Below are 24,317 nucleotides of genomic sequence, written 5' to 3'. Positions count from 1 at the left end.
ACAGGGCTTGCCGTATACGGTTAATCGCTATTTAGTTCTGAGGGGAAATCACAGCGCGGTGATTTTATAGTCATAGCTGAAGGTTTCAAAGTCGGTAAACTTAACCGATGGCGTGCTGGCAACCACCAGGTAAAGCTTATCGCCGCTGCTGGCCGAGACCTGGATACTTGCAGGGTTACCTGCAGAGGTCACGGGTAATTTATAATAACTGCGCGCACCGCTTTGCTCATTATAAACCACCACTTGCGCCCGAAACTCGGCATAGTCGGGGTTATCTACGGAAGGATTAATCGCCACTTCATAGTCCCTGTCCTGGCTGACCTCCACCTGATAGGCATTATAGGCCCAGGCACCGATTTTATAACGCGCAGGCACGGTTAGCCATGCATCCCCGGTGCCGTTAACGTCATAAAATTCGGCAATTTTATTATCCACTTCTTCGGCCGGGATCGGATCTTCCGCGTTATTGTTATTGCCGTTCATACGATTAAATGAGGCAATTTCCGAAACTAAGAAGCTCTCGCCGTGATCCATATCCCAGGTGGTCACCCGGGCAGCAAAGTCGCTGAAGACTTCCCGCATATCAAAACCGGCATTTTTCAGGACATTATAAAAAGCCTCTGCCGGCTTGCCGCTTATCGGCGCAAGCCCCAACACGCTGCGGTTAAAGACTTTACCTATCATATTATCCGCCAGTACATGATGGGTAACATAATATTCAAAGATGCTGGCACCGTATTGGTGCCCGCCTTTGGCATAATCGATAATACCGTCTTCAAATACCGAGCTTTGCGTGGTCCACAGCGCCAGGTGCGGCTGTAAGGTATACATGCCCAGCAAGGAATCTTTGGCAGTCGGCTTCATGGAAAAGGCTCCCCAGGACGCGCTGGATTCTGCCAGGAATTTTTCCGAGCCGCCGGTGCGGCTTTGATAGGCATGGAAGTTTTCATGTAACACATACTGGTTCCAGGGCTGCTCAAAGTTGAACTTACTGACCCAGGACTTACGATAACCTTCACTTAATAACAAATCCCTGGGTTTAGCATATTCCTGACACAACTCACCATGGCGGTACATGCCCGTGGTCATCACATTATGCTCCCAGGTCATGTCGTGGCCGTGCAGTTGATACTCAAAGCTGTCCTGCGTGGTATCGGTGACACCGTCGGGCCAGTAGATACACTGATAAACCCCGCACAGATAATTCGGGTATTCGCTGTCCGGTACGGGTTTGGTTAAGGCATCATCGCAATCCTGCCCTAAGGTGGCGATCTCTTCCTGGCTCAGCGCCTGATCAAAAATCCTCACATCCCAAACCTTACCGGGATAGGGACCGATATTGAGTGATTCGCTTAACCCGGCGATTGATGCCGTATCCACAGACATTTGTGTCATCTGGCCGTTAACAAAACTGTTAATCACATTATCGCCGACCTGCACGGCGACATGATTACAACTGCGGTGCTTTAACTGGCTTAAATCGTTTAACAAACTGATTGCCGAGGAATCGGTATCAAAGGTCGTTTTTAAGGCGCCGGCCAGGGTTTCTACCCTTAACCCCTCACCCGCCATAATTTGCTCGCTTTGCGCCTGGCTGTCGGGGATCATTTTAAAAGACAAGGTCATTTGCGCCGCCGGACGTTTACCGGCAAAATTAAGACGAACGCTTTTATCTGCCATATCAACACTACTTTCATAAGGAAATTCGCTGTTATCCTCATGGGCTAATAAACGGGTATCGAGCTGATGACGGTTAGCGGAAAGATCTTCAAAGGCAAACTGCAAAGGCGCATAGGCAAAAAGATCCGTTAACGGTCCCTTATCGATTTGATCCAGGGAGCAACTTGCCTCACAGCGATTATTAGAGCATGTCTCGCCGGTGTTACAGCTACCGCAGCTTAAGGTACTGCCACTGCCGTCACGCACCACGCCACATTGGGCACCGGCAGCGGCACATACCGCACCAATTTGTACCGGATCAATCGGCTCACAGCTATTACTGCTGCAAGTTGAATCTGTAGAACAGGCGCCGCACTGCAAGCTGCCCCCCTGGCCATCGTCAATAGCACCACATTGCGCTCCTTGTGCCTGGCAGACATTGGCGCTGTTATCGGACGCCACCTTAAGGTTATCGAATATGGCAATATTGTTATCACTGATGACATGAGGGCTGACCGCCAGGCCCAGGTAGATATCCTCTGCCATAACCACAGTTTTACTTGTGGTTAATAGCCAATGAGTGCCATCTAAAGAATAATAGCCGGTAAATTCATCCCCTTTGCGTTCGAGTTTCAGCCATACAGGCCCGGGCCCGCCACTGCGGCTAAAATAGTAGGAGCGTTCGTCCGGTATCGGCCGCCATTGCAGCGCCACTTTTTCATGGGCGGAATAACCCAAGGTAACATTCACCGCCCCCGGGGCCAGGCTTTCCCGCATCATTAAGGCGCCCTTGGCCCAGTCATGGGTATGTTCAACACTTAACACCCGTACCGTGACACTCACATCCCCTTCGATGGGAATGTGAAGATAATAAAAATCATCCTGATTATTCCAGATATCATTGCCTGAACCTGTGATAGTGATCACTCCGGATGCTTCAGTAAAAGCACCGGGCATAGTGATATTGCCGATATCCAGCCCTTGCCAGGAGGAAATCCCCTGCGGCACGGAAAGATCGAGCGCCGCCGGAGCCGTTTGATTCTGAGATCTTAGCCATGAAAGCTTATCATCAGAAGCAAAACCCGGTGCACTGAGCAGCATTAACAAAATAAGCGCCGACATCAGCGCAAATGCGGCAAAGCCGTTTTGCTGCCAACAAATTAAATTTCGCATGTTATTTTTCATCATATTTCCTTATTTAAAAAATCCTTTCATTGAGTTAGATTTAGTTGAGCTTTAAATACAGGTTATTGATTTCATCCGCCGACAGGCTTTTGCGGTAAAGACGTAACTCATCCATATAACCTTTATAAGATTGCGAGCTGCCATTACCGCCGCCTGAGCCGTCGCCGATGGCGGATTCGTATTTATTGATCTCACCCGACAGGCCGGTCAAATCCGTTTCTCCAACAAGCTTACCGTCGATATAGAGTTTCATGGCATTTTCAGTAAAGCCAAATGTCACCGCGACATGGTGCCACTGGCCGTCGGTTAAATTGATATCACCGCCAATCACACTTTTGCTTTTATCAACATGGTTTTGATGATCATAACTGCCGACAAAAGCCTTGATAGCCGTGCCGTTGTTGGCCAGGGTAAAAGCAAAGCCCCACTTGCTGTTGTAGTAATATTTATTGCTGATCAGGATAGGCTCACCGCTGATACCGGCATCAGGTTTCACCCAGGCGGAAATACTGAAATCTTGCTCTGTGCTGAGATCTAAAAAGGCATAAACCGGGTATTCGCTCAGGTAATGCAGTACGGTATTGCCGTCAAAATAAGCCGAAGTGTTAACGGCTCCGGGATGTTCAAAACTGATCCCGGATTTCACTACGGCGGCAGGCACACCGGAAGCGGTATCTTTAATGACCTGTTCATTGCTATTATCAAAGTCGTAATGCAGCACTAGGGGAGCTGTGTTATCCCTTACCCAGAGGGTCACCTTGGCGCTGTTGCCATGGCGGCCATTTTTCATTGAGCGGTAGGTAAAACTGTCTGCACCGACATAACCTGGTGCAGGCGTGTATTCAAAGGAGCCGTCCTGATCAAGCACAAGCGCGCCATGGCTGACATCGCTGACTAAATTGGCGCTGGTCACCCCTTCATCATTCGTGAGCACCCCGTTTGCTGCATCTATGGTTAATACTGTGCTGGGGCTGGCAGTATATTCATCCGTAGTTGTCACCGCATAGCCTAAAAAGGCTAAGCTTTCCCGGGCGATACGTTCACCGATAACAATATAACTGTCATGGCCGTAGTGGTAATAAGGGCGTTGATCTGCGGTATAAACCAGCCGGGCCAGGGGATCTTCCTGCGCCACTTTAGCCTGTGCCGCCATGACCATATCACCGGCACTGCCGCGGTTATCATTGATCTGGGTGATCACTACAGGCAATTCAGGCAGGGCTAAATCGGCACGCACCGAGCTTATCAAGTTGCGCAAATGATTTTCATAAAGCGCCTGTGTGCCAAAAGTGTCGTTATATCCCTGGAACCAGATAAAACCGGCAATTTCATAATCAATATTATTTGCGACTAACTCCTCCTGTATAAAGGCCTTAAAGCCGCTGAGCAGTTGATCATACAAGTTGCCCGCTTCACCGCCATGGGCAAGCGGACGCCAGTGGGCAGTATTGTCCAACGTAGTGCCCCCTTGAGCCCCCTTGAACAAATAGACATTTTCCTCCAATACATCGCCAAGCATATTGCCCATTTTTAATTCCACGCCGTAACTGCTGCTGCGCGCGCCAAAGCCCGGAGCCAGCCCATCCAGCCCCCGGCTGTTGGAAATGATATTTTTAATAAAGACATCATCACGCTTAGCGGCTAAACCGGCACCTGAGGTAGTCGCCAAAGCACTTACCGCACCATGTCCCTGCATATTAGACTGGCCCGCCATCAGATAAACCTTGGCCTTATAGTTGTACGGCTCAACCGTTTGAAGGGCAACATCAGAAAAAACCACTTCATTGGTTGCCGTGGTCACATGGGGACTGGCGGCCAGGCCGACATAGAAAGTCTCCGCCATATCTATGGTCTGGCTGGTGGTCAGCTGCCAGGTGCTGCCATCGAGAGAATAATAACCGGTAAAGCGATCCCCCTGTCTTTGCAGCTTTAACCATACCGGGGTGATGCCGGCGTTGCGGCTGAAATAAAAAGAACGCTCATCGGCTACCGGACGCCATTGCAGCGCCACCTTACCGGCGGCGGCATAATCCAGCGCGACATTCACCGAACCGGGCTCCAGGGTTTCACGAAACATCACCGCCCCTTTGGCCCAGTAATGGGTGTATTCAACACTGTGCACTTTAGTGATAATCGTGGTATCGCCGGTCACTTCCCGGTAAAGATAATAGAAATTATCCGCTTCATTCCAGATATCGTTGCCTGAACCCTGCAACTGAATAGTTAAATCGTCGTTGACAGTAAAAGTACCGGGGATATTGGCCTGACCGATATCTTTAGCCGTCCAGCGGCTGAAATCGGGTCTTTCCCCTATTAAAGGGGAAGAAAAGGCATGCGCCCATGCCGAGAGCAGCAAGGCCACCACAGGGACGAATAGAAACTTCAATAGACACGGCGATTGCATCTTAATATGCCTGTTTGTTTGCATATGTTTTTCCTTAAACTTGAAAAATAATAAAAATGATCCAACTATCATCCGTGAGCAGCCATCCCCCTCAATGCGGAGAATGACAGTCACAGGTCATTGGATAAAGGATTCGGGCTAACTAAACCAAAGGACTACAACGAAACAGCTCAGCCACCGGAGTTGGACCGGGTATGGAAGGTGAATAGAGGGATGGATCAGGCATTAACGTCAAAGCACAGGTGCCGGCCAAAACACAGATAAAAATACCTGCATCTTGATTAACGTCCTGATGTAAAACTTTACCGGTAATATGCTTATTCTGAAATCTCATCCCTGAACCATCCTTGGTTTAATTTATTTCCCGCCGGGCAAGAGCAAAAGTGATACCAACCATAATAAAGCCTTATTTATCAATAAGTAATGGAGGACAGACAAAGGGAGCAGTAAGCAAAAATGAAAAATGCGGAAGCAAGGCTTCCGCAGAAGGAAGGTGTGCCGGGATTAAATTTGCCGCTGCTTTTGAGCAAAAAGGCCAAGTACAATAAATGCCAGCAGGCAGCTCGGCATAAAATAAAGGTTAGGGATCTTTGCCAGCTGCTGTGCCAGCAAAGCCGTCAGCCATACCGTGGCCAGGCCATAACCAAAAGCACACACCACGACAAATACCACCAGGCGGACAACAAAGTGCTGTCCGCTAAGCAGCTTTTTCAGCCAACGGTTAATATCATTACCGAACAGCACCAGCAAAGTTGCAATAATTGCCAAGGCCAGCTGATATTGATAAGGGCGAAGCCACTGGCCCATGTCGGCTAACAAAGCCATCATGGCATCGCCTTATGCTGAGTCAGCAAGGCCACCAGCTCGTCTTCCGTTAACACATCAACTCCTAAGTCCTGCGCCTTGGTCAACTTGGAGCCGGCTTTTTCCCCCGCCACCAGGTAATGGGTTTTTGCCGAAACGCTGCCGGAAACCTTGGCTCCCAGGCTTTGTAATGCCGCTTTGGCATCATTTCGTCCCATCTGGCTTAAAGTACCGGTTAAAACAAAAGTTTGCCCGTCAAGCGGCTGCTCATCGGCGGCTTTCACTTCAATTGCCGGCCAGTGAATACCCACATCAAGCAAAGCCGTCAGCACCTGGCGGTTATTTTCCTGCTGGAAAAAGTGCAATATGTTGTGCGCCACCACGGCGCCGATATCGCTGACCTCCAGCAAAGATTCTTCATCCGCCGCCATAACAGCGTCCAGGGTAAGATAATGATTGGCTAAGTTTGCCGCCGTGGTTTCCCCCACTTCACGGATCCCCAGGGCGTAAATAAAGCGCGCCAGCGTGGTGGATTTGGCTGTCTCCAGCGACTTTAACAGCTTAGCGGCAGACTTTTGTCCCATGCGCTCCAACGTGCTGACCTGGATTTCTGTCAGGGTAAATAAGTCCGCCGGCGTAGCAATAAGTTTTTCATCTACCAGTTGCTCCACCAGTTTATCCCCTAAACCGTCGACATCCAGCGCCTTACGGGAAGCAAAATGTTTGATCGCTTCTTTACGCTGCGCGCCGCAAATCAAGCCGCCGCTGCAGCGAAGCACCGCTTCCCCTTCGGCTTTTTCCACTTCTGAGCCGCATACCGGACAGGCCTTGGGAAATTCAATATCCCGGGCATTTTCAGGGCGTTTATCTTTCACCACACTGACAATTTGCGGGATCACATCGCCGGCGCGGCGGATCACTACGGTATCGGCTATTTTTATTTCCAGACGCTCAATTTCATCCTGGTTATGCAAGGTAGCATTACTGACGGTTACCCCGCCGACAAACACAGGTTTTAAACGGGCCACCGGGGTGATAGCGCCGGTGCGTCCCACCTGGAATTCGACGTCTTCCAGTACGGTAAGCTCTTCCTGTGCCGGAAACTTATAAGCGGTAGCCCAGCGCGGCGCCCGGGCAACGAAACCGAGCTTTTCTTGCAGCGCGATATCATCCACTTTTAAGACCGTGCCGTCGATTTCATAACTAAGCTGCTCACGACTGTCCAAAATATCCTGGTAAAAAGCCTGACATTCATTTTCATTGGTCAGTAGACGTACTTCCGGACACATAGGCAAACCTACGGTTTTCAGCTGTTCTAAGCGCCCATAGTGAGAGTTCTCCAGCCAGGTCTGCCCCAGGGCATTTTCCGTACTATCCCCGACAAAACCGACACCGTAGGCATAAAACGCCAGGTTACGTTTGGCGGTTATTTTCGAGTCCAGCTGGCGCAAACTGCCTGCCGCCGCGTTTCTCGGGTTGGCAAAGGTTTTCTCACCTTTTTTAATTGCCTGTGCATTAAGAGCATCAAAGCTGGCTTTAGGCATAAAGACTTCACCGCGAACTTCCAGGATGCCCGGGTAAGTATCACCGCTCAGGCGCAGCGGGATCGATTTAATGGTGCGGATATTTTCGGTGATATTCTCACCGGTACTGCCGTCCCCCCGGGTTGCCGCCTGCACCAACACACCGTTTTCGTAACGCAGGCTCACCGCCAAGCCGTCGAGTTTCGGCTCGGCGCACATGGCCAGGGTATCGTTTGAGCCCAAACGATCATGCAAACGTTTGACAAACGCCTGCCACTCTTCGGCGGAGAAGACATTATCCAGGGACAGCATAGGCAATTGATGGGTCACCTGGGTAAAAGCACTTAGCGCCTCTCCCCCGACTTTCTGGCTGGGCGAGTCCAGGGCTTTTAATGCCGGGTGGTTAGTTTCAATTTCGATCAGCTCCCGCATCAGGCGATCGTATTCCACATCAGGCACGCTGGGCTGGTCAAGCACATAATATTGGTGATTGTATTCATTGATTTGCCGGGTAAGCTCGGCAACACGGCTTGAAAGCTGCTGTTCAGTCATGGGTTTTGTGATTTCTCTTTCGTTGTTGCTTATATTCGCCCTAGGCCGGATACCGGCCCGGGCAATAATTTATCTCGTTGGAAAAGTGACTCGAAGGACAACAGCCTCTTGCCGGTGATGAGGGCAAGAGGCTTGAAGGTATATTAGGCGCCGGCAATACAACGTTTACGCTCAAACTCCCGGATATTACTGATGTAATGCTGCTCGGTTTGTTTGGTCATCACGCTGCGTTTATCGTCAAGCACCTGGCCGTTAAATTCCGTGGCCAGCTGTTTCGCCGCCGATAACATCTGCTCAAACACCTCGAAGGCATCTCCTTCGTTTGGCAAAGTCATAAACAAGCTCACCCCCTGGGTGGCGAAACTTTCCATATTATCGAGATCAAAAGTCCCCGGGTTCATCATATTTGCCAGACTGAAGGTCACTTTGCCGTTACCGGCATTGTCCTGGTGGCGGTGGAAGATCCCCATATCACCAAATTTCATGCCCAGGGTCAGTAAGCTCGGCAACAAGGCCGCGCCTGAAATCAACTGGTTTTGCGGCATCACCACAGAAAGTACCAACACTTCCTGCTCTATCGCTTCCCCTTTAGGCTTGGCCTCTGATGTAGCTTGCTTAACCTCTTTTTGTACTGCTCTTTGTACTTGAGGTTTAGGCTGAGACACCGGAGTCTGGTAAACCGGCTTTTCAATTTCTACCGGCTCAAGCATTTCCTGCTCTGCTTCCGATAACAGTGTCTTGGTGGTACCGCCCTGCCCCGGCACGGCTGGTGTTATCTCTTCTATGTCATCGATATTGCCTAACGCGGGCTCAACATGTTCAGGTGCCAGATCGCTGCCTGCGATTGGCGCTATATCCGGCGCCTCTTCGTTGGCATAAAAAGGCTCCGGCTCTGCTGCCGGCGTTTCAATTTGCATCTGCTCAGCTACCGGCGCAGTTGGTGCAGCCGCTTGTTCAGTGTTCACTTGAGGTTCATGGGCTGCGCTCTTCACGGCGGCATTTTGCTGACTGGCCGCTGCAGACTGGCCCGCCACTTTCGGCTGACCGACGCCGTACTGATCAAAGCCGCTTTTATCGACCTCTTCGGATACAGGTTCGATTTTGGCGTTATCGGCCTTTAACTTATAAGGGTTCTTATTTTTGCGGATCGTCCACAAGCCATGGACAAAAATGGCACCAATGACCACTGCACTGATTATAAGTAATGTATTTCTGAAACTATCTTCCATCACCGAGCCTATTGTTAAGATACTTCTGCCATAGCAATCGCTTCATCAATATCAACGGCGACCATTCTTGAAACACCCGGTTCAAACATGGTCACGCCGGTGAGATGAGAAGCCATTTCCATCGCAATTTTATTATGACTGATATAGATAAACTGTACCGTTTGCGACATTTCCCGCACCAGGTTACAAAACCGTCCCACATTGGCATCATCCAACGGGGCATCCACTTCATCCAGCATACAAAAAGGTGCCGGATTTAACCTGAAGATGGCAAACACCAATGATAAAGCGGTCAGCGCCTTTTCACCACCCGATAACAGGTGAATTGTGCTATTTTTTTTGCCCGGCGGCCGGGCCATGATGCTGACCCCGGTATCGAGCAAATCATCACCGGTTAAGGCTAGATAAGCACTACCGCCGCCAAAAACTTTTGGAAACAAACCTTTAAGATCCTGGTTAACCTGATCAAAGGTGAGTTTAAATTTATGACGGCTTTCTTTATCAATTTTTTCTATCGCTGATTCTAACGTGGTAATCGCTTGAGTTAAATCATCATTTTGCGAATCCAGGAAAGTTTTTCGTGCCATCTGGCTGTTATATTCTTCAATTGCCGCTAAATTAATCGCCCCGAGCTGATTGATGTCTTTACCGAGACGAATAATATGTCCCTGCCACACAGACTCTTTTGCCTCGGCAGGCATCGAAGCCCTGACCTCGGGCAAACTTTGCTGCATTTCAGCCAGCTGCTCTAACGATGCTTCGGCGCGCAGCCGGTAGCTCTCACCGTCGAGCTGATATTTTGCCATCTGCTCTTTGAGTTTTTCCTGCTGTTTCTGGTTGGCTTGTTGCTGCTGCTCTATTTCGGCAATACTGCGTTGGGCACCTGTTTGTTTTTCCGTGATAACGGCCAATGCCTGTTCCAAGGTCTGCATTTGTTCGAGCTGATGCTGCAAGATACTGCTGTCTTGCTCACCCGGGTCCGTTAACAATGCCAGCTGCTGCTTACTTTCCTCTAACTGTTGTTTTAACCTTGTCAGTTGCTCCGACGCCCTGGTGATATTGTGCTGAAGATGAGACTTCTGGCTTTTGCCCTGCTCTATTTCCAGTGCCTGTTGATGACTTTCCTGCTGGCAATTACGGATTTTCACCTGCACCGTTTGCAATTGCTGCAGGATTTGCTCCTGCTGTGCTTTCAGCGTCCGGGTGCGGGCTTCATCTTCACGCCCTGCGCTACTCTCTGCCTGCTCATGCTGCAGGCGCTCAAGTTCGCCCTGCTCGGCTTTTATTTGCCCGGATAACTGCCCAAGTTCTGACTGTATCAGTGCGCTTCTTTGCTGTTCATGTTTTACTTGCTGCTTGGTTAACAACAACTCTTGCTGTAACTGCTGGACCTGTTCCCTGACTTGTTTTAACTGCCCGGTGAGATCTTTATCCTGCTGCTGCGCCTGTTTCAAGGTTTGCGTCAGGGCTTGTAAGGCTTGCTCGTGCCCGCTTCTTTCATCCCCAAGGGCTGCCAGTTGGGCTTTCAGTGCCGTAATATTTTGCTTACGCTGCAAAGCATCCGATGAAACACCCGGGGTGCCCTTTTTTAAAAAGCCGTGCCCTAACCAGCTGCCATCTGGGCAAATTACCGACTCCCCGGGGGCCAGTGATACAAGCAATAATCGTGCAGCACCCAAATCTGCTGCGACATAGATTTGATTTAGCCAGGGCTGGAAAGGCCCTGCCCCGCTTACTTTTTCCGCCAGGGTTTTCGGCTTGCTTTCAAGTTTACTTTCAAGAGAGCTGCCCACAACATCATTACCGTGCTTTGTAACCAATAACGCCGTCTCCAGCGGCAGTACTGACGGTAAGTTATCGACAACCCCGGCTTCAAGCCAGTACGATAATACCTGTTCAACGGCCGGCTCCCAGTCAGGTTCAACCGTTAACTCCTCGAAAAAAGCACCGTGATAATCAATATTCTGGCTTTTTAGCCAGTTTGTTTGCTCCAGTCCCCATTCTGGCTGCTGTGCCTGCCTGTCCTCAAGCTGACTTAAATTAGCAACAAGCGCCTGCTCAAGCCCCTGGCTTTTGGCAAGCCCTTGTTGGTGCTCTGTTATTTGTTGTTGTAATCCTGAAATTTGTTCCGTCAATTCCTGCTGCTGATACAAACCTTCATCCAGGCTTGCCTGTGCCAGGGTAAGTGCCTGTTGCTGCCCATCGACAACTTGCCCCTGCTGATGTTGCTCCAGTTGCCCGCTTTCATCCGTCAGCGCCTGTTGCCGGGCCTGACTTCGCTCGATAAGTACCAACTGCGCGCTGATCTTGCTTTCCAGCAATGCCTGAAGACGCTTGTGTTCATTCAGCTCCTGCTGATACAGCTCCCAGCTTTGTTGCCACTTTTGTTGTTCATCCTGGTATTGCTCCGCCATCTGTTGCAATTGCGCCAGCTGCTCCTGGGCAAGTGCCAGCGCAGGCAGCTTTTCATCCAGCATCAGGCTGACCCGGGCCAGTTTTTCTTCGTCCGCGCTCACCTCTTTGCTCGCCTGTTCAACTTGCTGGCGATACTTTTCCAGCTCTTGCAGCAGCAATTGCTGGCGCTGTTTGCTGTGTTTGAGGTTTTGTTCGAGGCGGGCGATATCATTGCTTTTTTGCAATTTTTGCTGTTGCAGCTTCACCAGTTCGTCGCTGTCGTCGGTCAGCGCCTGTTTGGCCTTAAAAAGCGCCGCCTGCTGCTGGTTTTTCTTCAGCACCAGGTCTTCAACTTCTCCCTGACGACGGGTAATTTCCTGCTGGTTAAACTTATATTTTTCATCAAAGGCGCGCCAGCGCAATACTGCCAGTTCGGCCTTATATTTGCGCTCGCTGGCTTTAAGGGTTTTAAAACGTTTGGCCGCTTCTGCCTGCTGATGTAATTTATCCACCTGCAATGCCAGTTCGCTGCGAATATCCGACAGGCGCTCTAAATTTTCCCGGGTATGGCGGATCCGGTTCTCGGTGTCTCTGCGGCGCTCTTTGTATTTGGAGATCCCCGCCGCCTCTTCGATAAACACCCTTAACTCCTGCGGCTTGGATTCGATCAACCGGGAAATGGTGCCTTGCTCGATAATGGCATAACTTCTCGGCCCCAGGCCTGTGCCTAAAAAGATATCGGTAATGTCTTTACGGCGGCATTTAGAGCCGTTGAGGAAATAACTGTTGATGCTGTCGCGGTTAACGCTGCGTTTAATGGAAACTTCGCTGCGATCCGCCATTGAGCCCTGTAAACGTCCGGTGGTATTTTCAAACAAGAGTTCAACACTGGCCTGGCCCACGGGTTTTCGGGTGGCGGCGCCGTTGAAGATAACGTCGGTCATGGCATCGCCGCGCAAGTTTTTTGCCGAGCTTTCCCCCAGCACCCAGCGCACCGCATCGATAATATTGGATTTACCACAGCCGTTGGGACCGACGATAGCGGTCATTTGCTGTTCAAAAGGCACCTTGGTTGGATCAACAAAGGATTTAAAACCCGCAAGTTTAATTTGCTTTAGACGCATAAACCTTAGCGAACCAAGTATTTAGGGCTTGGCAAAGAGGAAAAGTTAAGGCAGGAGCGGGCAGATATTTTCATAAACCTTTTCGTAAACCATGGATGTTATTGTCATTATGGGCAGACTTTACCAGAAAATGTTTTACTTTGTAACATCTCGGCGCTGTTCTTCCTGCTAACTGCCCCTTATAATCGCCCTGTAATATCAAGTGACAGGAAATAATCCCGGCGATGTCTTATCAGCAGCTAACAACTCATGCACCTCACGCCAGCAGTGGCGCAGGTTATTTTATCAAGGGCTTTGAACTCATCCGCCTTAAAGGGGTGCGCCGTTTTGTTTTTATCCCCCTGTTGGTTAATTTACTGTTTTTCTCTATCGCCTTTTATTATCTTTTTCTCGAACTCGAGCATTATATGGGGCTAATTGAAGCCATGGTACCCGACTGGCTCAGCTGGATAGGTTATGTGCTCTGGCCGCTGGCTTTATTTACCCTATTGGTTATTTTCTCTTTTATCTTCAGTACCGTCGCCAACTGGCTGGCGGCGCCTTTTAACGGCCTGTTATCGGAAAAGGTAGAGCAAAAGCTCACCGGCCATCAGCTCGATGACGGCAAAATAACCGATATCATCAAAGATATTCCCAGGACTTTAGGACGGGAATGGTGCAAGTTAAAATATTACCTGCCCAGAGCCATAGGCTTTTTCCTTATTATGTGGTTTTTACCCGTTATCGGCCAATTGATCTGGTTTTTGTTTATTGCCTGGATGATGGCGGTGCAATATAAGGACTACCCGTTTGATAACCATAAAGTGCCCTTTAGTGAAATGAAATCGGCACTACAGCAAAACAAAGGTCTGAGTTACAGTTTCGGTATTACCGTAGCGATATTTTCTATGGTACCCATCATTAACCTGATCGTAATGCCGGTGGCCATTTGCGGCGCTACTGCATTATGGGTAGATAACTACCGCGGAGAATTTGTTACCCGGTCATAATATTTGATCTAAAGCGATTTTCAGCTAAAGAACAATGTAAGGCCTGAAAGGTTAACCTTTCAGGCCTTTTTATCAGGGCTTCAATTTGCTTAACAACAGCACATTTATCTTTAAAATATTGCTTATCCCCTGCCTTAAAAATGTTCTCAAGGCGCTTAAATATCGCCTGTTCACTAACCCGCAACTGGGTTTGTATTTGATTTTTAATAGGGTTTTCTGCCGTCTTCGGCTAAACTTCGGATAAAGCTTGCCTATACCTTAGCCTGTGGAGTCTGTCAGGATGAAGAAGATCACCTCTTTGTTAGTGCTATGCAACACTATCTTGTGCTTAACCTGGCCGGTTGCCGCTATCGAGCCCCCCAATTTATCTGAGAATATTCCTTTACCGCAAGATGCCCGGGTCTTTGCCCGGTTTGATGACAATTTACCCGCCGTGGTTAATTATTTTACCCGGGAAAGCGAACAGGCCATTGTCAGCTTCTACCAACAGCATTACGGCGAGCCCAGCAGCCGGGAAAGAAAACGCGGGCGGTTAACCATGGTTTTTAGCCACGAGAGCGCAAAGCTTCGTCTCGTGATTTCCGAGCAGGATAAACAGCGCCAGGTCGATATATTAAAAATGAAGTAATAACACCGGCTCCTTGTCTTATTAACATCACCATCCCTGCCCCCTCAAAGCAATTCACTCCATATATAAAAAGGCAGCTCATAGCAAATGAGCTGCCTTCATAAAGACTGATATAAACGCCGGTTTATTCGGCTGGAGCAGAAACTAGTCTTTTAAGATAGCATCAACCGTACCCTGCGCCAGCGGGTGGTATCCCGGACGGGCTTGTAAGTAAACTTTCTTGGCCCAGGCTTTACCCTGCTCAGATTCTGCCAATACTTTGTAAAGCGGCACAATCAGTTTACGGCGACCAATGCCGACCAGGTAATCGGACATCGCCGAATAGACCTTGTCATAACCCGCCTTTAACGATAACAAATACCAGGCATGGGCAATTTCGGCATTCTGGCTATGGGTCAGGTTAAATGCCTTATCCAGGCTGGCCATACGCTCTAACGAAATATTAAGCGGCAAATTGTTGATAAAATGCAACCACTCATGCAAGGTCCAGTTTGCCGTTGGCACTTGTGCTAAAGTGATTTCATCGCTTAATAGCTGGTTAATTTGCGTATCGATATTTTTAAAGGCATCTGAGCTAGGTTTAGGCACAAAAGCCGGCAGGCCCTGCTCGTAAATCCATTCATTGACTTCTGCATCGCTGACAATACCCGGATACTTCTGCAGCAATTCTTTTTTCAGGTATTTAACAAAGTTTGCCGTCCCCAGACTTTCAAAAGCGTGGCTGTCGAAGTAGTTAAGGATAAATTCATCAAAACGCTGACGGCCGAATTTCTGCTCTAAATAAATCAGGAATAACTGACCCTTGGTATAAGGCACACCTGAGAAGGCATCATCGGGATCGCGTCCCGCCAGATCTATATATAACTGGGTATCGCCCGGGCTAAGCTCGGCAATTTCAAAATTAAGCCCCTGGGCATCGAGTGCCTGCTCCATCACGGCGCGGTCACGGCCGAAGACTTCTTCCATGATACGGTTTTCAACATAACTGGTAAAACCTTCGTTTAACCACAGGTCGCGCCAGCTTTCGTTGGTGACCAGGTTACCGGACCAGGAGTGGGCCAGTTCGTGGGCAATCAGGTTAACCAGGGACTTGTCGCCGGCAATTACCGTTGGCGTGATAAAAGATAATCTCGGGTTTTCCATACCACCAAAAGGAAAGCTCGGCGGCAGGATCAGCAGATCATAACGACCCCAGCGGTAGGCGCCAAAAAGCTTTTCAGAGGCATCGATCATCGCCTGGGTATCATTAAATTCGGCTACGGCGCTGTCAAGCACGCTTTTCTCGGCGTAAACACCGGTAATATCGCTCATGGCCTTAAATTCAAGGTCTCCAACGCCAATGGCAATCAGGTAAGGGGGAATGGCTTGCGGCATAGAGAAGAAATAGTCGCCATCTCTTGCTGTATCCGGGGTATTATTGGCGCTCATTACCGCCAGCACATCGCTGTCGGTTTTAATTCTGGCGGTATAGGTTACCCGGACACTCGGGGTATCCTGAATAGGGATCCAGGAGCGGGCATGAATGGCCTGGTTCTGACTGAACATAAACGGCTTTTTCTTGCCTGCCGTTTGCTGTGGCGTCAGCCATTGCAAACCAGAGGCCTTCTCGGTGGAGTTGTAATAAACCCTTAATTTTTCCGCTTTAAAGCCCGGCTTAACGGTAAGCTTGGAGCCCAGGACATCATCACGCTCTGCCAGTTGAAAACTGACTTTACGCCACTGGCCGTTTGCCTTCTGCGCCTGAACCTTGTGGATCACTAAGTCCCGGGTATCTAAGTAGATAGGTTGAACACTGTCGCTTAACCAGTTCAAAGATAATTCGGCAAAACCTTTGAGTGATTTTTCATCAAAGTCGACCGCAAGATCTAAGTAAACATGCTTAATTTTTACCTGATCATAGTTAGCATAGGTATAGGCATCATTAACCTGTGCCCAAAGTGACGGGGTTGCAAAGGCAGCGAGCAGCGCCGCCAGACGTGCAAAGAATTTCATTTATTGAACTTCCCTTGAAAAAATAGGCCATTAGGTTAGTTTAACCTAATGGCCTATTCAACTATTAATTGGAAAATTCAGCTAAATAAATTGCCCGGGTAGTTAACTATCCGTTAACTTTTCCTTACTCCCTATTTATAGAGGTTAAGGTTTTTCCATATGTATGACCACGCGGCGGTTTTTACCCCGGCCTAAGGTGGTGCGGTTCGAAGCAATATGGCGCTTCTCGCCGTATCCGCTGGCTTCAATCCGGCTCGGATCTATGCCGTTGGCAACAAAATATTCACGGATTTTGTTGGCCCGTTTCTCAGATAGCTTCAAGTTAGTCCAACGCCCGCCATAACTATCTGAATATGCATCGATTAATACCAGCTCAAGATCCGGATCCAGGCTCAGGTATTGTGAAATCATCGCCATGCGCTTTGCTGACGACTTGGTAAACTCATCACTGTTTGACTGGTAATTAAGTACCGTATAGGAAATATCTTCAAAACTGAAGTTAAGCAGGTTACCGACACAACCGACAAACTTCTGATACGCCTTTTGAAATTTTGCCGTTGATAAACCAACAGAAATTTTATCCTGTTCGTTATACCAGTCATTATAAAAGAAGGTCGGGCTCATGCCCTGCTCCAGCTCACTTAACATCGCCCAGGCGACTTTTTTCGGCAGGCTGGGGGTAAATTGCTTGTGTAACTTCATTTTTGCCAGGACATGATCACCTACCCCGGGACGCCAGCGCGGCGCGACCGAACGAACTTCTGCCAGGGCATAATTATCCGGCAGCAATAACATATCCAGCTCAAATTCCATGTTCATCTTACGGCTGGCTTTGCTGTAGAAGCGTGCTTCACCATAATTGGGAATTTTATGGGATAAAGTGCATTCCAGGCGTGAATCATTCGCCAGTTGCCATTGGGAAGAATCCAAGTCGGCACTATATTGCCGGATCCCGGCTTGTGCCTGACCCATGAAGAATAACAGCAGAATTGACGCAATTTGTTTTTTCATAATTCTAAAAATACGATTTATTAAGCGGCATTAGTTATATCGACAATTTCAATAGTTACTTTAACATTTTATCAGTAAAAATAAAAAAACTATAGCAAAGGCTTGCCATATAGTATCGTTTTCGAGCTGGTTTTCTGCGATAATCCCCCAAAATTAATATTCAGTACCCTTATTTTTCTATGTCAGAGTCTTCATCAAGCCAAACAATTGATGTTAATAATCAAAAAACCGCTTTCGCCCAAAGGTTCAGGGGTTACTTTCCCGTGGTCATTGATGTTGAAACCGCAGGTTTTAACGCACAAACCGATGCCCTGTTAGAAATCGCCGCTTCGGTATTAGCCCTGGATGAAGCTTCCGGCTTATTTTCCATTGATGAAACCATACATTTTAATGTCAACCCGTTTGAAGGGGCCAATCTTGAGCCGGCGGCCCTCGCCTTTACCGGCATAGACCCTGAGAACCCGCTAAGGGCAGCCGTTGATGAAAAAGAAGCATTAAAAGAAATTTTTAAACTGGTCAGGAAGAAAATGAAAGCCGCCGGTTGTCAGCGGGCTATTATCGTCGCCCATAACGCCTCCTTTGACTTAGGCTTCCTCAATGCCGCCACCACACGTTGTGGGATCAAACGCAGCCCGTTTCACTCTTTTGTCAGTTTTGATACCACAACATTATCGGGACTGGCACTGGGACAAACGGTATTGGCAAAAGCCTGCGCCACCGCCAATATTGAGTTTAACGGCAATGAAGCCCATTCGGCGTTATATGATACCGAAAAAACCGCAGAGTTGTTTTGCCATATCGTCAATAAATGGCAGGCCTTAGGCGGCTGGCCACTTGCCGATGAGGCAGAGACTGAAGAAAGCTGTGCCGGTGAATCAGCAGAAGCTAACAGCTCAAAAAAAGCCAGTAATGGCTAATATTCAAACAGGTAAGCTACAATAAAGAGGACAAGTTCATCTTGCGTTGTTACTACAACATACCGTACATCCTAATAGAAAAAGCCAGCGCGAAGCTGGCTTTTTTAATGGTAACCTTTCAGACCCTCAGGCCTGAGCAGTCACTTATAATTGATCGGCGTTATCGGCCAGGTAAGAAGCAACACCTTCTGGAGAAGCTGTCATACCTTTGTCACCTTTGTTCCAGCCAGCCGGACAAACTTCACCGTGCTCCTGGTGGAATTGAAGCGCGTCAACCATACGGATCATTTCGTCAACGTTACGGCCAAGTGGTAAGTCATTCACTACCTGGTGACGTACGTTACCTTCTTCATCGATAAGGAAAGAACCACGGAAAGCAACACCGGCTTCAGGATGCTCAACGTCATATGCCTGACAAATTTCATGTTTAACATCAGCAACTAAAGTGTATTGAACCGGACCAATACCACCTTCATTTACCGGCGTATTACGCCATGCATTATGAGAAAACTGTGAATCGATAGAAACACCGATAACTTCAACACCACGGCTTTTGAACTCATCCATGCGGTGATCAAAAGCAAGTAATTCTGATGGACAAACAAATGTAAAGTCTAATGGATAGAAGAATACTACTGCTTTCTTTCCTTTAATAGCTTCGGCTAAATTGAAGTTTTCAACAATTTCACCACTACCTAAAACTGCTGCGGCAGTAAAATCTGGTGCTGGACGACCAACTAATACACTCATTATTATTCTCCAAGGTTTAATTATATTGACCACACATGTTTGACACATGTGTGCTCGGATTGATTAACACCACTACTATGGTGGCACTAATTAATATTTCAATGCAATCTTATGCATTTTCTTCAGAACGATTCTTATCTGCTGTTTCTTTAATCAGGGTTTGTAACTCTCCCTGCTGAAACATTTCCAAAATAATGTCACAACCGCCGATTAATTCACCTTCCACCCATAACTGGGGAAAAGTCGGCCAGTTGGCGTATTTAGGCAATTCGGCGCGAATATCCGGGTTTTGCAGGATGTCGACATACGCAAATTTTTCACCACAAGACATCAGGGCCTGTGCCGATTGTGCAGAAAATCCACAGCTAGGTAATTTAGGAGAGCCTTTCATATATAACATGATAGGGTTCTCGGCGATTTGTTGTTTGATGCGTTCAACGGTGTCCATAATGACCTCTGTACTGTGACCAATAAAAATATGCAAGTTGACTGGCTATATGGGGGCTTATCCCAAAAGAATCAACCGAAATAAACTGCTTGTTTTATTTATCCTGCATTATTTAGGTGCAAAACCTTAAGAAGAAAATGCAAAAATAAAAATAATATTAAAACTTACTGCACTTGATAAATATTCTGGCAATACCCATATATTTGGTTAAACTATGCAAGTTTTTTAAAACCTGAGTATTTTACTTGGTTTTTAGTAAAAACAAACTACTTCTTTATTTTTGTGCAAGAAAAAATATTTATAATACATTCCTGGAGAAAAAAATGGCTATAGAGTTACCAGCACTACCTTATGCAAAAGATGCCCTGGCACCACATATTTCTGAAGAAACTTTAGAATATCACTACGGCAAGCATCACAACACATATGTAGTTAAGCTGAACGGTTTAATCGAAGGAACCGATTTTGAAAACAAATCGTTAGAAGAGATAGTAAAATCATCTTCTGCTGGAATTTTCAATAATGCTGCACAGATCTGGAACCACACTTTCTACTGGAACAGCTTAAGCCCTAACGGTGGCGGCGAGCCTAGCGGTGCCCTGGCCGATGCGATCAACGCCAACTTTGGTTCTTTCGCTGAATTTAAAGCAAAATTCACCGACAGCGCCATTAACAACTTCGGCTCCAGCTGGACCTGGTTAGTGAAAAATGCCGATGGCAGCCTGGCAATCGTTAATACTTCCAATGCCGGTACGCCGTTAACAGAAGAAGGTGTTACCCCGCTACTGACCGTAGATTTATGGGAGCATGCTTATTACATCGACTACCGTAACCTTCGTCCTAACTATATGGAAGCCTTCTGGGCCCTGGCTAACTGGGACTTTGCTTCAGCAAACTTTGCTTAAGCCAAAACCAAGCCATTAGCTGATACCACATCATGTGTTATGCGCTATCAGCAAAGTTTAAAAGCCAGTGCCTGTCACTGGCTTTTTTGATCTCGGCGCCGATAAAATAATCACCAAAAAAGAACAACTATTTGCCGCTGGCAGAGTCAAAAAAGGAGTGTGATAAGGTATCTCAGGACCCCGGTGCAGGATACGTTAAGATAACCAGCGGTATATGCGCTACGCTCATATCTTGATGCCGATACTTGAGACTTTGCAATTTTTAACGGTTTGCAGCTTTTTTATCACTGACAAGTAACCAAAACAGACCAATAAAAGCAACCTGGTTAGAGCGAAAGCCGGAAGCTGATGTTTTCGATTTTATTGGCCAAACATTCCTAATACGACAATAAGTTACAAAAAAAGCACTATTAATTACGTGCTTGGCAAATTAGCAACTACGCTTATAAATAGATAACACTATTTCTCGGTCTTTATTTTATACACCTTTGATTTCGATTGGAGACGAGTATGAGCATTTTTCATCATTATCAGTCGCGCTATGAACAAGCACAAGAAGAAGAATTTAGCTTACAGGAATTTTTAGATATTTGTCGGGAAGACAAATTCGCCTATGCCAGCGCTGCAGAGCGGCTGTTAAAGGCGATAGGCTCCCCTGAGATGGTTGATACTTCTACCGAGCCGAGGTTAAGCCGGATTTTCTCCAACCGGGTCATTGCCAGGTACCCGGCCTTTGAAGAATTTTACGGGATGGAAGAGTCAATCGAACAAATAGTGTCCTATTTAACCCATGCCTCTCAAGGGTTGGAAGAGCAGAAACAAATCCTTTATTTGCTTGGCCCGGTTGGCGGCGGTAAGTCTTCCCTGGCAGAAAAGTTGAAATCTTTAATGCAGCAGGAGCCGATATATGTGCTCAGTGCCAACGGCGAGAGAAGCCCGGTCAATGATCATCCGTTTTGTTTATTTGATGTTAATGCCGACGGCAAGGTCTTGCAGGACGAATATGACATTCCACTACGTTATCTCAATAATATTATCTCCCCGTGGGCGGCAAAACGCTTACATGAATTTAAAGGGGATATTGCCCAGTTTAAAGTAATAAAAGTTTACCCTTCGATACTGGATCAAATCGCCGTTGCCAAGACCGAACCCGGCGATGATAACAACCAGGACATTTCCGCTCTGGTAGGCAAGGTGGATATTCGCCAGCTTGAGCATTTCGCCCAGAATGATCCCGATGCCTATAGCTACTCAGGCGCCCTTTGTCGCGCCAATCAGGGGCTGATGGAATTTGTCGAAATGTTCAAGGCGCCGATCAAAGTCTTACACCCGTTATTAACCGCGACCCAGGAAGGGAATTACAATCCTACCGAGGGGCTTTCCGCCCTGCCTTTCCAGGGAATTTTACTCGCCCACTCCAACGAATCGGAGTGGCAAACTTTCAGAAACAATAAAAACAATGAGGCCTTTCTCGATCGGGTTTATATCGTCAAAGTGCCTTATTGCATGCGGGTATCCGAAGAAGTCAACATCTACAAGAAACTCATTGAAAACAGCGAGTTAAAAGATGCCCAATGTGCTCCAGACACATTGGAAACCCTGGCGCAGTTTTCTGTGCTGTCCCGGTTAAAAGATCCGGAAAATTCCAGCATTTATTCCAAAATGCGGGTTTATGACGGTGAAAGCCTTAAAGATACCGATCCCAAGGCAAAATCCTACCAGGAATACCGGGATTATGCCGGCATAGATGAAGGCATGTCGGGACTATCCACACGTTTTGCCTTTAAAATATTATCCCGGGTCTTTAATTTTGACCATAACGAAGTTGCCGCCAACCCGGTACATCTATTTTACGTGTTAGAGCAGCAGGTTGAGCGGGAACAATTACCCAAAGAAACTGCCGAGCAATACCTGGAGTTTATTAAAGGTTTTCTCACCCCGGAATATATCGAATTTATCGGCAAGGAGATACAAACCGCCTATTTAGAATCCTATTCGGAATACGGGCAAAACATATTTGACCGTTATGTCACCTACGCCGATTTCTGGATCCAGGATCAGGAATACCGGGATGCCGAAACCGGACAGTTATTTGACCGGGAAGCTTTAAACAACGAACTGGAGAAAATAGAAAAACCTGCTGGCATCAGCAACCCCAAAGATTTCCGTAATGAAATCGTCAATTTCGTATTAAGGGCCAAAGCCCATAATAACGGAAAAAATCCGGTATGGACCAGTTATGAAAAACTCAGAACGGTAATTGAGAAGAAAATGTTCTCCAATACCGAAGACTTGCTGCCGGTGATCTCCTTTAATGCCAAAACCTCAGCCGATGATCAGCAAAAACATGATGATTTTGTTGAGCGTATGATGGCTAAAGGGTATACCCAAAAACAAGTCAGGTTACTGTCAGAATGGTACTTGCGCGTAAGAAAATCCTCTTAACCTTAGCGCTTAACCTCAGGCTTTTAACCTTAGGTATGGGGAGCATTAAATGACTAATTTTATCGATCGCCGGTTAAACAGTAAAAACAAGAGTACCGTCAATCGGCAGCGCTTTTTGCGCCGCTATAAAAGTCAGATCAAAAAATCGGTTTCTGATGCCATCAATAAGCGCGGCGTCACAGATGTTGACAGCGGTGAAAGCATTGTCATTCCAAAAAAAGACTTAAGCGAGCCAATATTTCATACCGGAAAAGGAGGCATTCAGGACAGGATACACCCGGGAAACGACCAATTCAGCAGCGGTGACCGTATCCCTCGTCCGCCCCAAAATCAAGGACAAGGCGGCGGGCCCGGCGATGCGAGTGATTCAGGGGAAGGCGAAGATGACTTTATCTTCTCTATTTCCAAAGATGAATACTTAAACCTGCTCTTTGAAGATTTGGAGCTACCCAATCTGGAGAAAAACCAGCTTGATAAGCTAATCGAATATAAAACCGTGCGCGCCGGTTTTTGCGCCGAAGGTGTGCCCGCCAATATCGATATCGTGAAATCACTGCAGGGCTCTATTGCCCGGCGTATTGCCATGACATCCGATAAACGCCGGCGATTAAAAGAGTGCCAGCACAAACTCGAACAACTTAACAATGATACCCATGAGCACGTTAAGGAGAAGCGCGAGTTAAACGAAGAAATAACCCAGTTAAAACAAAAAATTGCCAAAGTGCCTTTTATCGACACCTTCGATTTAAGGTTTCGCAACTATACCCGGCAACCGGTACCGACTTCTAAAGCCGTGATGTTCTGTTTAATGGATGTTTCCGGCTCTATGGATCAGGCAACCAAGGACATCGCCAAACGCTTTTATATTTTACTCTACCTGTTTTTAACCCGTACCTATAAAACCATAGATGTCATTTATATCCGCCACCATACCCAAGCCAAAGAAGTGGATGAACAGGAATTTTTCTACTCCCAGGAAACCGGCGGCACCATAGCATCAAGTGCCCTGGAACTTATGATTAAAGTGGTTGAAGAGCGCTATAGCAGCTCAAACTGGAATATTTATGGCGCCCAGGCTTCGGACGGTGATAACTGGGCCGATGATTCTCCTTATTGCCGTAAACTGTTAGCAGATAAAATTTTACCTAAGACACGTTATTTCAGCTATATCGAGATCACCCAGAGAGCCCATCAGACACTTTGGCAACAATACCAGCAACTTGAAAAAGATAATCCGCATTTTGCCATGCGGCATATTAAAACCGTTGACGATATTTACCCAGTATTCAGGGACTTATTTCACAAGAATACCCAAGAGATAAAAACAACAGGATAATTTGCTAGCGAGTAGGTGAGGA

General features: G+C 47.5%; 16 protein-coding genes. 6 read left to right on the top strand and 10 right to left on the bottom strand.

Annotated elements, in window-relative coordinates; translation table 11 throughout:
• Positions 1-48: 48 nt before the first annotated feature.
• The 6 genes from SG35_RS11620 to smc all read right to left on the bottom strand — a co-directional run bounded on the left by SG35_RS11620 (position 49) and on the right by smc (position 12,874).
• On the bottom strand, positions 49-2,832 hold the full coding sequence (locus SG35_RS11620; RefSeq protein ID WP_274055435.1) for a LamG-like jellyroll fold domain-containing protein: 2,784 nt from the start codon (positions 2,830-2,832) through the stop codon (positions 49-51).
• A 52-nt stretch (positions 2,833-2,884) separates the two neighbouring features.
• On the bottom strand, positions 2,885-5,272 hold the full coding sequence (locus tag SG35_RS11615; RefSeq protein ID WP_160298241.1) for a LamG-like jellyroll fold domain-containing protein: 2,388 nt from the start codon (positions 5,270-5,272) through the stop codon (positions 2,885-2,887).
• Between the two features lie 480 nt (positions 5,273-5,752).
• Complete coding sequence (locus SG35_RS11610; protein WP_044831517.1) at positions 5,753-6,076, bottom strand: DUF3392 domain-containing protein; 324 nt, start codon at positions 6,074-6,076, stop codon at positions 5,753-5,755.
• Positions 6,073-8,127: an NAD-dependent DNA ligase LigA gene (gene ligA, locus SG35_RS11605; protein ID WP_044831516.1), complete on the bottom strand. Its 2,055-nt coding sequence runs from the start codon at positions 8,125-8,127 to the stop codon at positions 6,073-6,075. The genes SG35_RS11610 and ligA overlap by 4 nt, the downstream gene beginning before the upstream one ends.
• Positions 8,128-8,270: 143 nt before the next feature.
• Entirely contained in the window at positions 8,271-9,356 is a 1,086-nt protein-coding gene (gene zipA / locus SG35_RS11600) for a cell division protein ZipA (RefSeq protein ID WP_044831515.1), read from the bottom strand.
• Between the two features lie 14 nt (positions 9,357-9,370).
• The gene (smc, locus tag SG35_RS11595; protein ID WP_044831514.1) at positions 9,371-12,874 is read right to left on the bottom strand and encodes a chromosome segregation protein SMC; all 3,504 of its coding nucleotides are present in this window, start codon (positions 12,872-12,874) and stop codon (positions 9,371-9,373) included.
• A gap of 224 nt (positions 12,875-13,098) precedes the next feature.
• Here smc and cysZ point away from each other — a divergent pair, with 224 nt between their 5' ends.
• A complete protein-coding gene (gene cysZ, locus SG35_RS11590) occupies positions 13,099-13,863 on the top strand; it encodes a sulfate transporter CysZ (protein ID WP_044831513.1) in 765 nt (254 codons plus the stop codon).
• Between the two features lie 280 nt (positions 13,864-14,143).
• On the top strand, positions 14,144-14,491 hold the full coding sequence (locus SG35_RS11585; RefSeq protein WP_152646518.1) for a hypothetical protein: 348 nt from the start codon (positions 14,144-14,146) through the stop codon (positions 14,489-14,491).
• A 144-nt stretch (positions 14,492-14,635) separates the two neighbouring features.
• Here SG35_RS11585 and SG35_RS11580 read toward each other — a convergent pair whose 3' ends face one another.
• Together SG35_RS11580 and SG35_RS11575 are read right to left on the bottom strand one after the other, a co-directional pair.
• Positions 14,636-16,483: a M1 family metallopeptidase gene (locus SG35_RS11580; RefSeq protein ID WP_053042855.1), complete on the bottom strand. Its 1,848-nt coding sequence runs from the start codon at positions 16,481-16,483 to the stop codon at positions 14,636-14,638.
• 144 nt (positions 16,484-16,627) lie between these two features.
• Entirely contained in the window at positions 16,628-17,494 is an 867-nt protein-coding gene (locus tag SG35_RS11575) for a flagellar protein MotY (RefSeq protein ID WP_044831511.1), read from the bottom strand.
• 179 nt (positions 17,495-17,673) lie between these two features.
• On the opposite strand from SG35_RS11575, the gene rnt reads away from it, so the two are divergent.
• Positions 17,674-18,411: a ribonuclease T gene (rnt, locus tag SG35_RS11570; RefSeq protein ID WP_044831510.1), complete on the top strand. Its 738-nt coding sequence runs from the start codon at positions 17,674-17,676 to the stop codon at positions 18,409-18,411.
• Positions 18,412-18,555: 144 nt separating this feature from the next.
• Here the strand turns inward: rnt and SG35_RS11565 are convergent, their stop codons facing one another.
• Both SG35_RS11565 and SG35_RS11560 read right to left on the bottom strand, forming a co-directional pair.
• The gene (locus SG35_RS11565; protein ID WP_044831509.1) at positions 18,556-19,161 is read right to left on the bottom strand and encodes a peroxiredoxin; all 606 of its coding nucleotides are present in this window, start codon (positions 19,159-19,161) and stop codon (positions 18,556-18,558) included.
• A gap of 109 nt (positions 19,162-19,270) precedes the next feature.
• Positions 19,271-19,609: a Grx4 family monothiol glutaredoxin gene (locus tag SG35_RS11560; protein WP_044831508.1), complete on the bottom strand. Its 339-nt coding sequence runs from the start codon at positions 19,607-19,609 to the stop codon at positions 19,271-19,273.
• Between the two features lie 323 nt (positions 19,610-19,932).
• Between SG35_RS11560 and sodB the strand changes: the two genes are divergently transcribed.
• The 3 genes from sodB (at position 19,933) to SG35_RS11545 (ending at position 24,295) form a co-directional block, all read left to right on the top strand.
• Positions 19,933-20,514: a superoxide dismutase [Fe] gene (gene sodB, locus SG35_RS11555; RefSeq protein WP_044831507.1), complete on the top strand. Its 582-nt coding sequence runs from the start codon at positions 19,933-19,935 to the stop codon at positions 20,512-20,514.
• Between the two features lie 510 nt (positions 20,515-21,024).
• A complete protein-coding gene (locus tag SG35_RS11550; protein WP_044831506.1) occupies positions 21,025-22,959 on the top strand; it encodes a PrkA family serine protein kinase in 1,935 nt (644 codons plus the stop codon).
• A 49-nt stretch (positions 22,960-23,008) separates the two neighbouring features.
• Complete coding sequence (locus SG35_RS11545) at positions 23,009-24,295, top strand: YeaH/YhbH family protein (protein WP_044831505.1); 1,287 nt, start codon at positions 23,009-23,011, stop codon at positions 24,293-24,295.
• Positions 24,296-24,317 lie beyond the last annotated feature (22 nt).

This window comes from Thalassomonas actiniarum (genome assembly GCF_000948975.2).
Taxonomy (GTDB): domain Bacteria; phylum Pseudomonadota; class Gammaproteobacteria; order Enterobacterales; family Alteromonadaceae; genus Thalassomonas; species Thalassomonas actiniarum.
The sequence above is the reverse complement of the archived record's forward strand: the minus strand, read 5'-3'. Positions and strand labels throughout refer to the sequence as shown.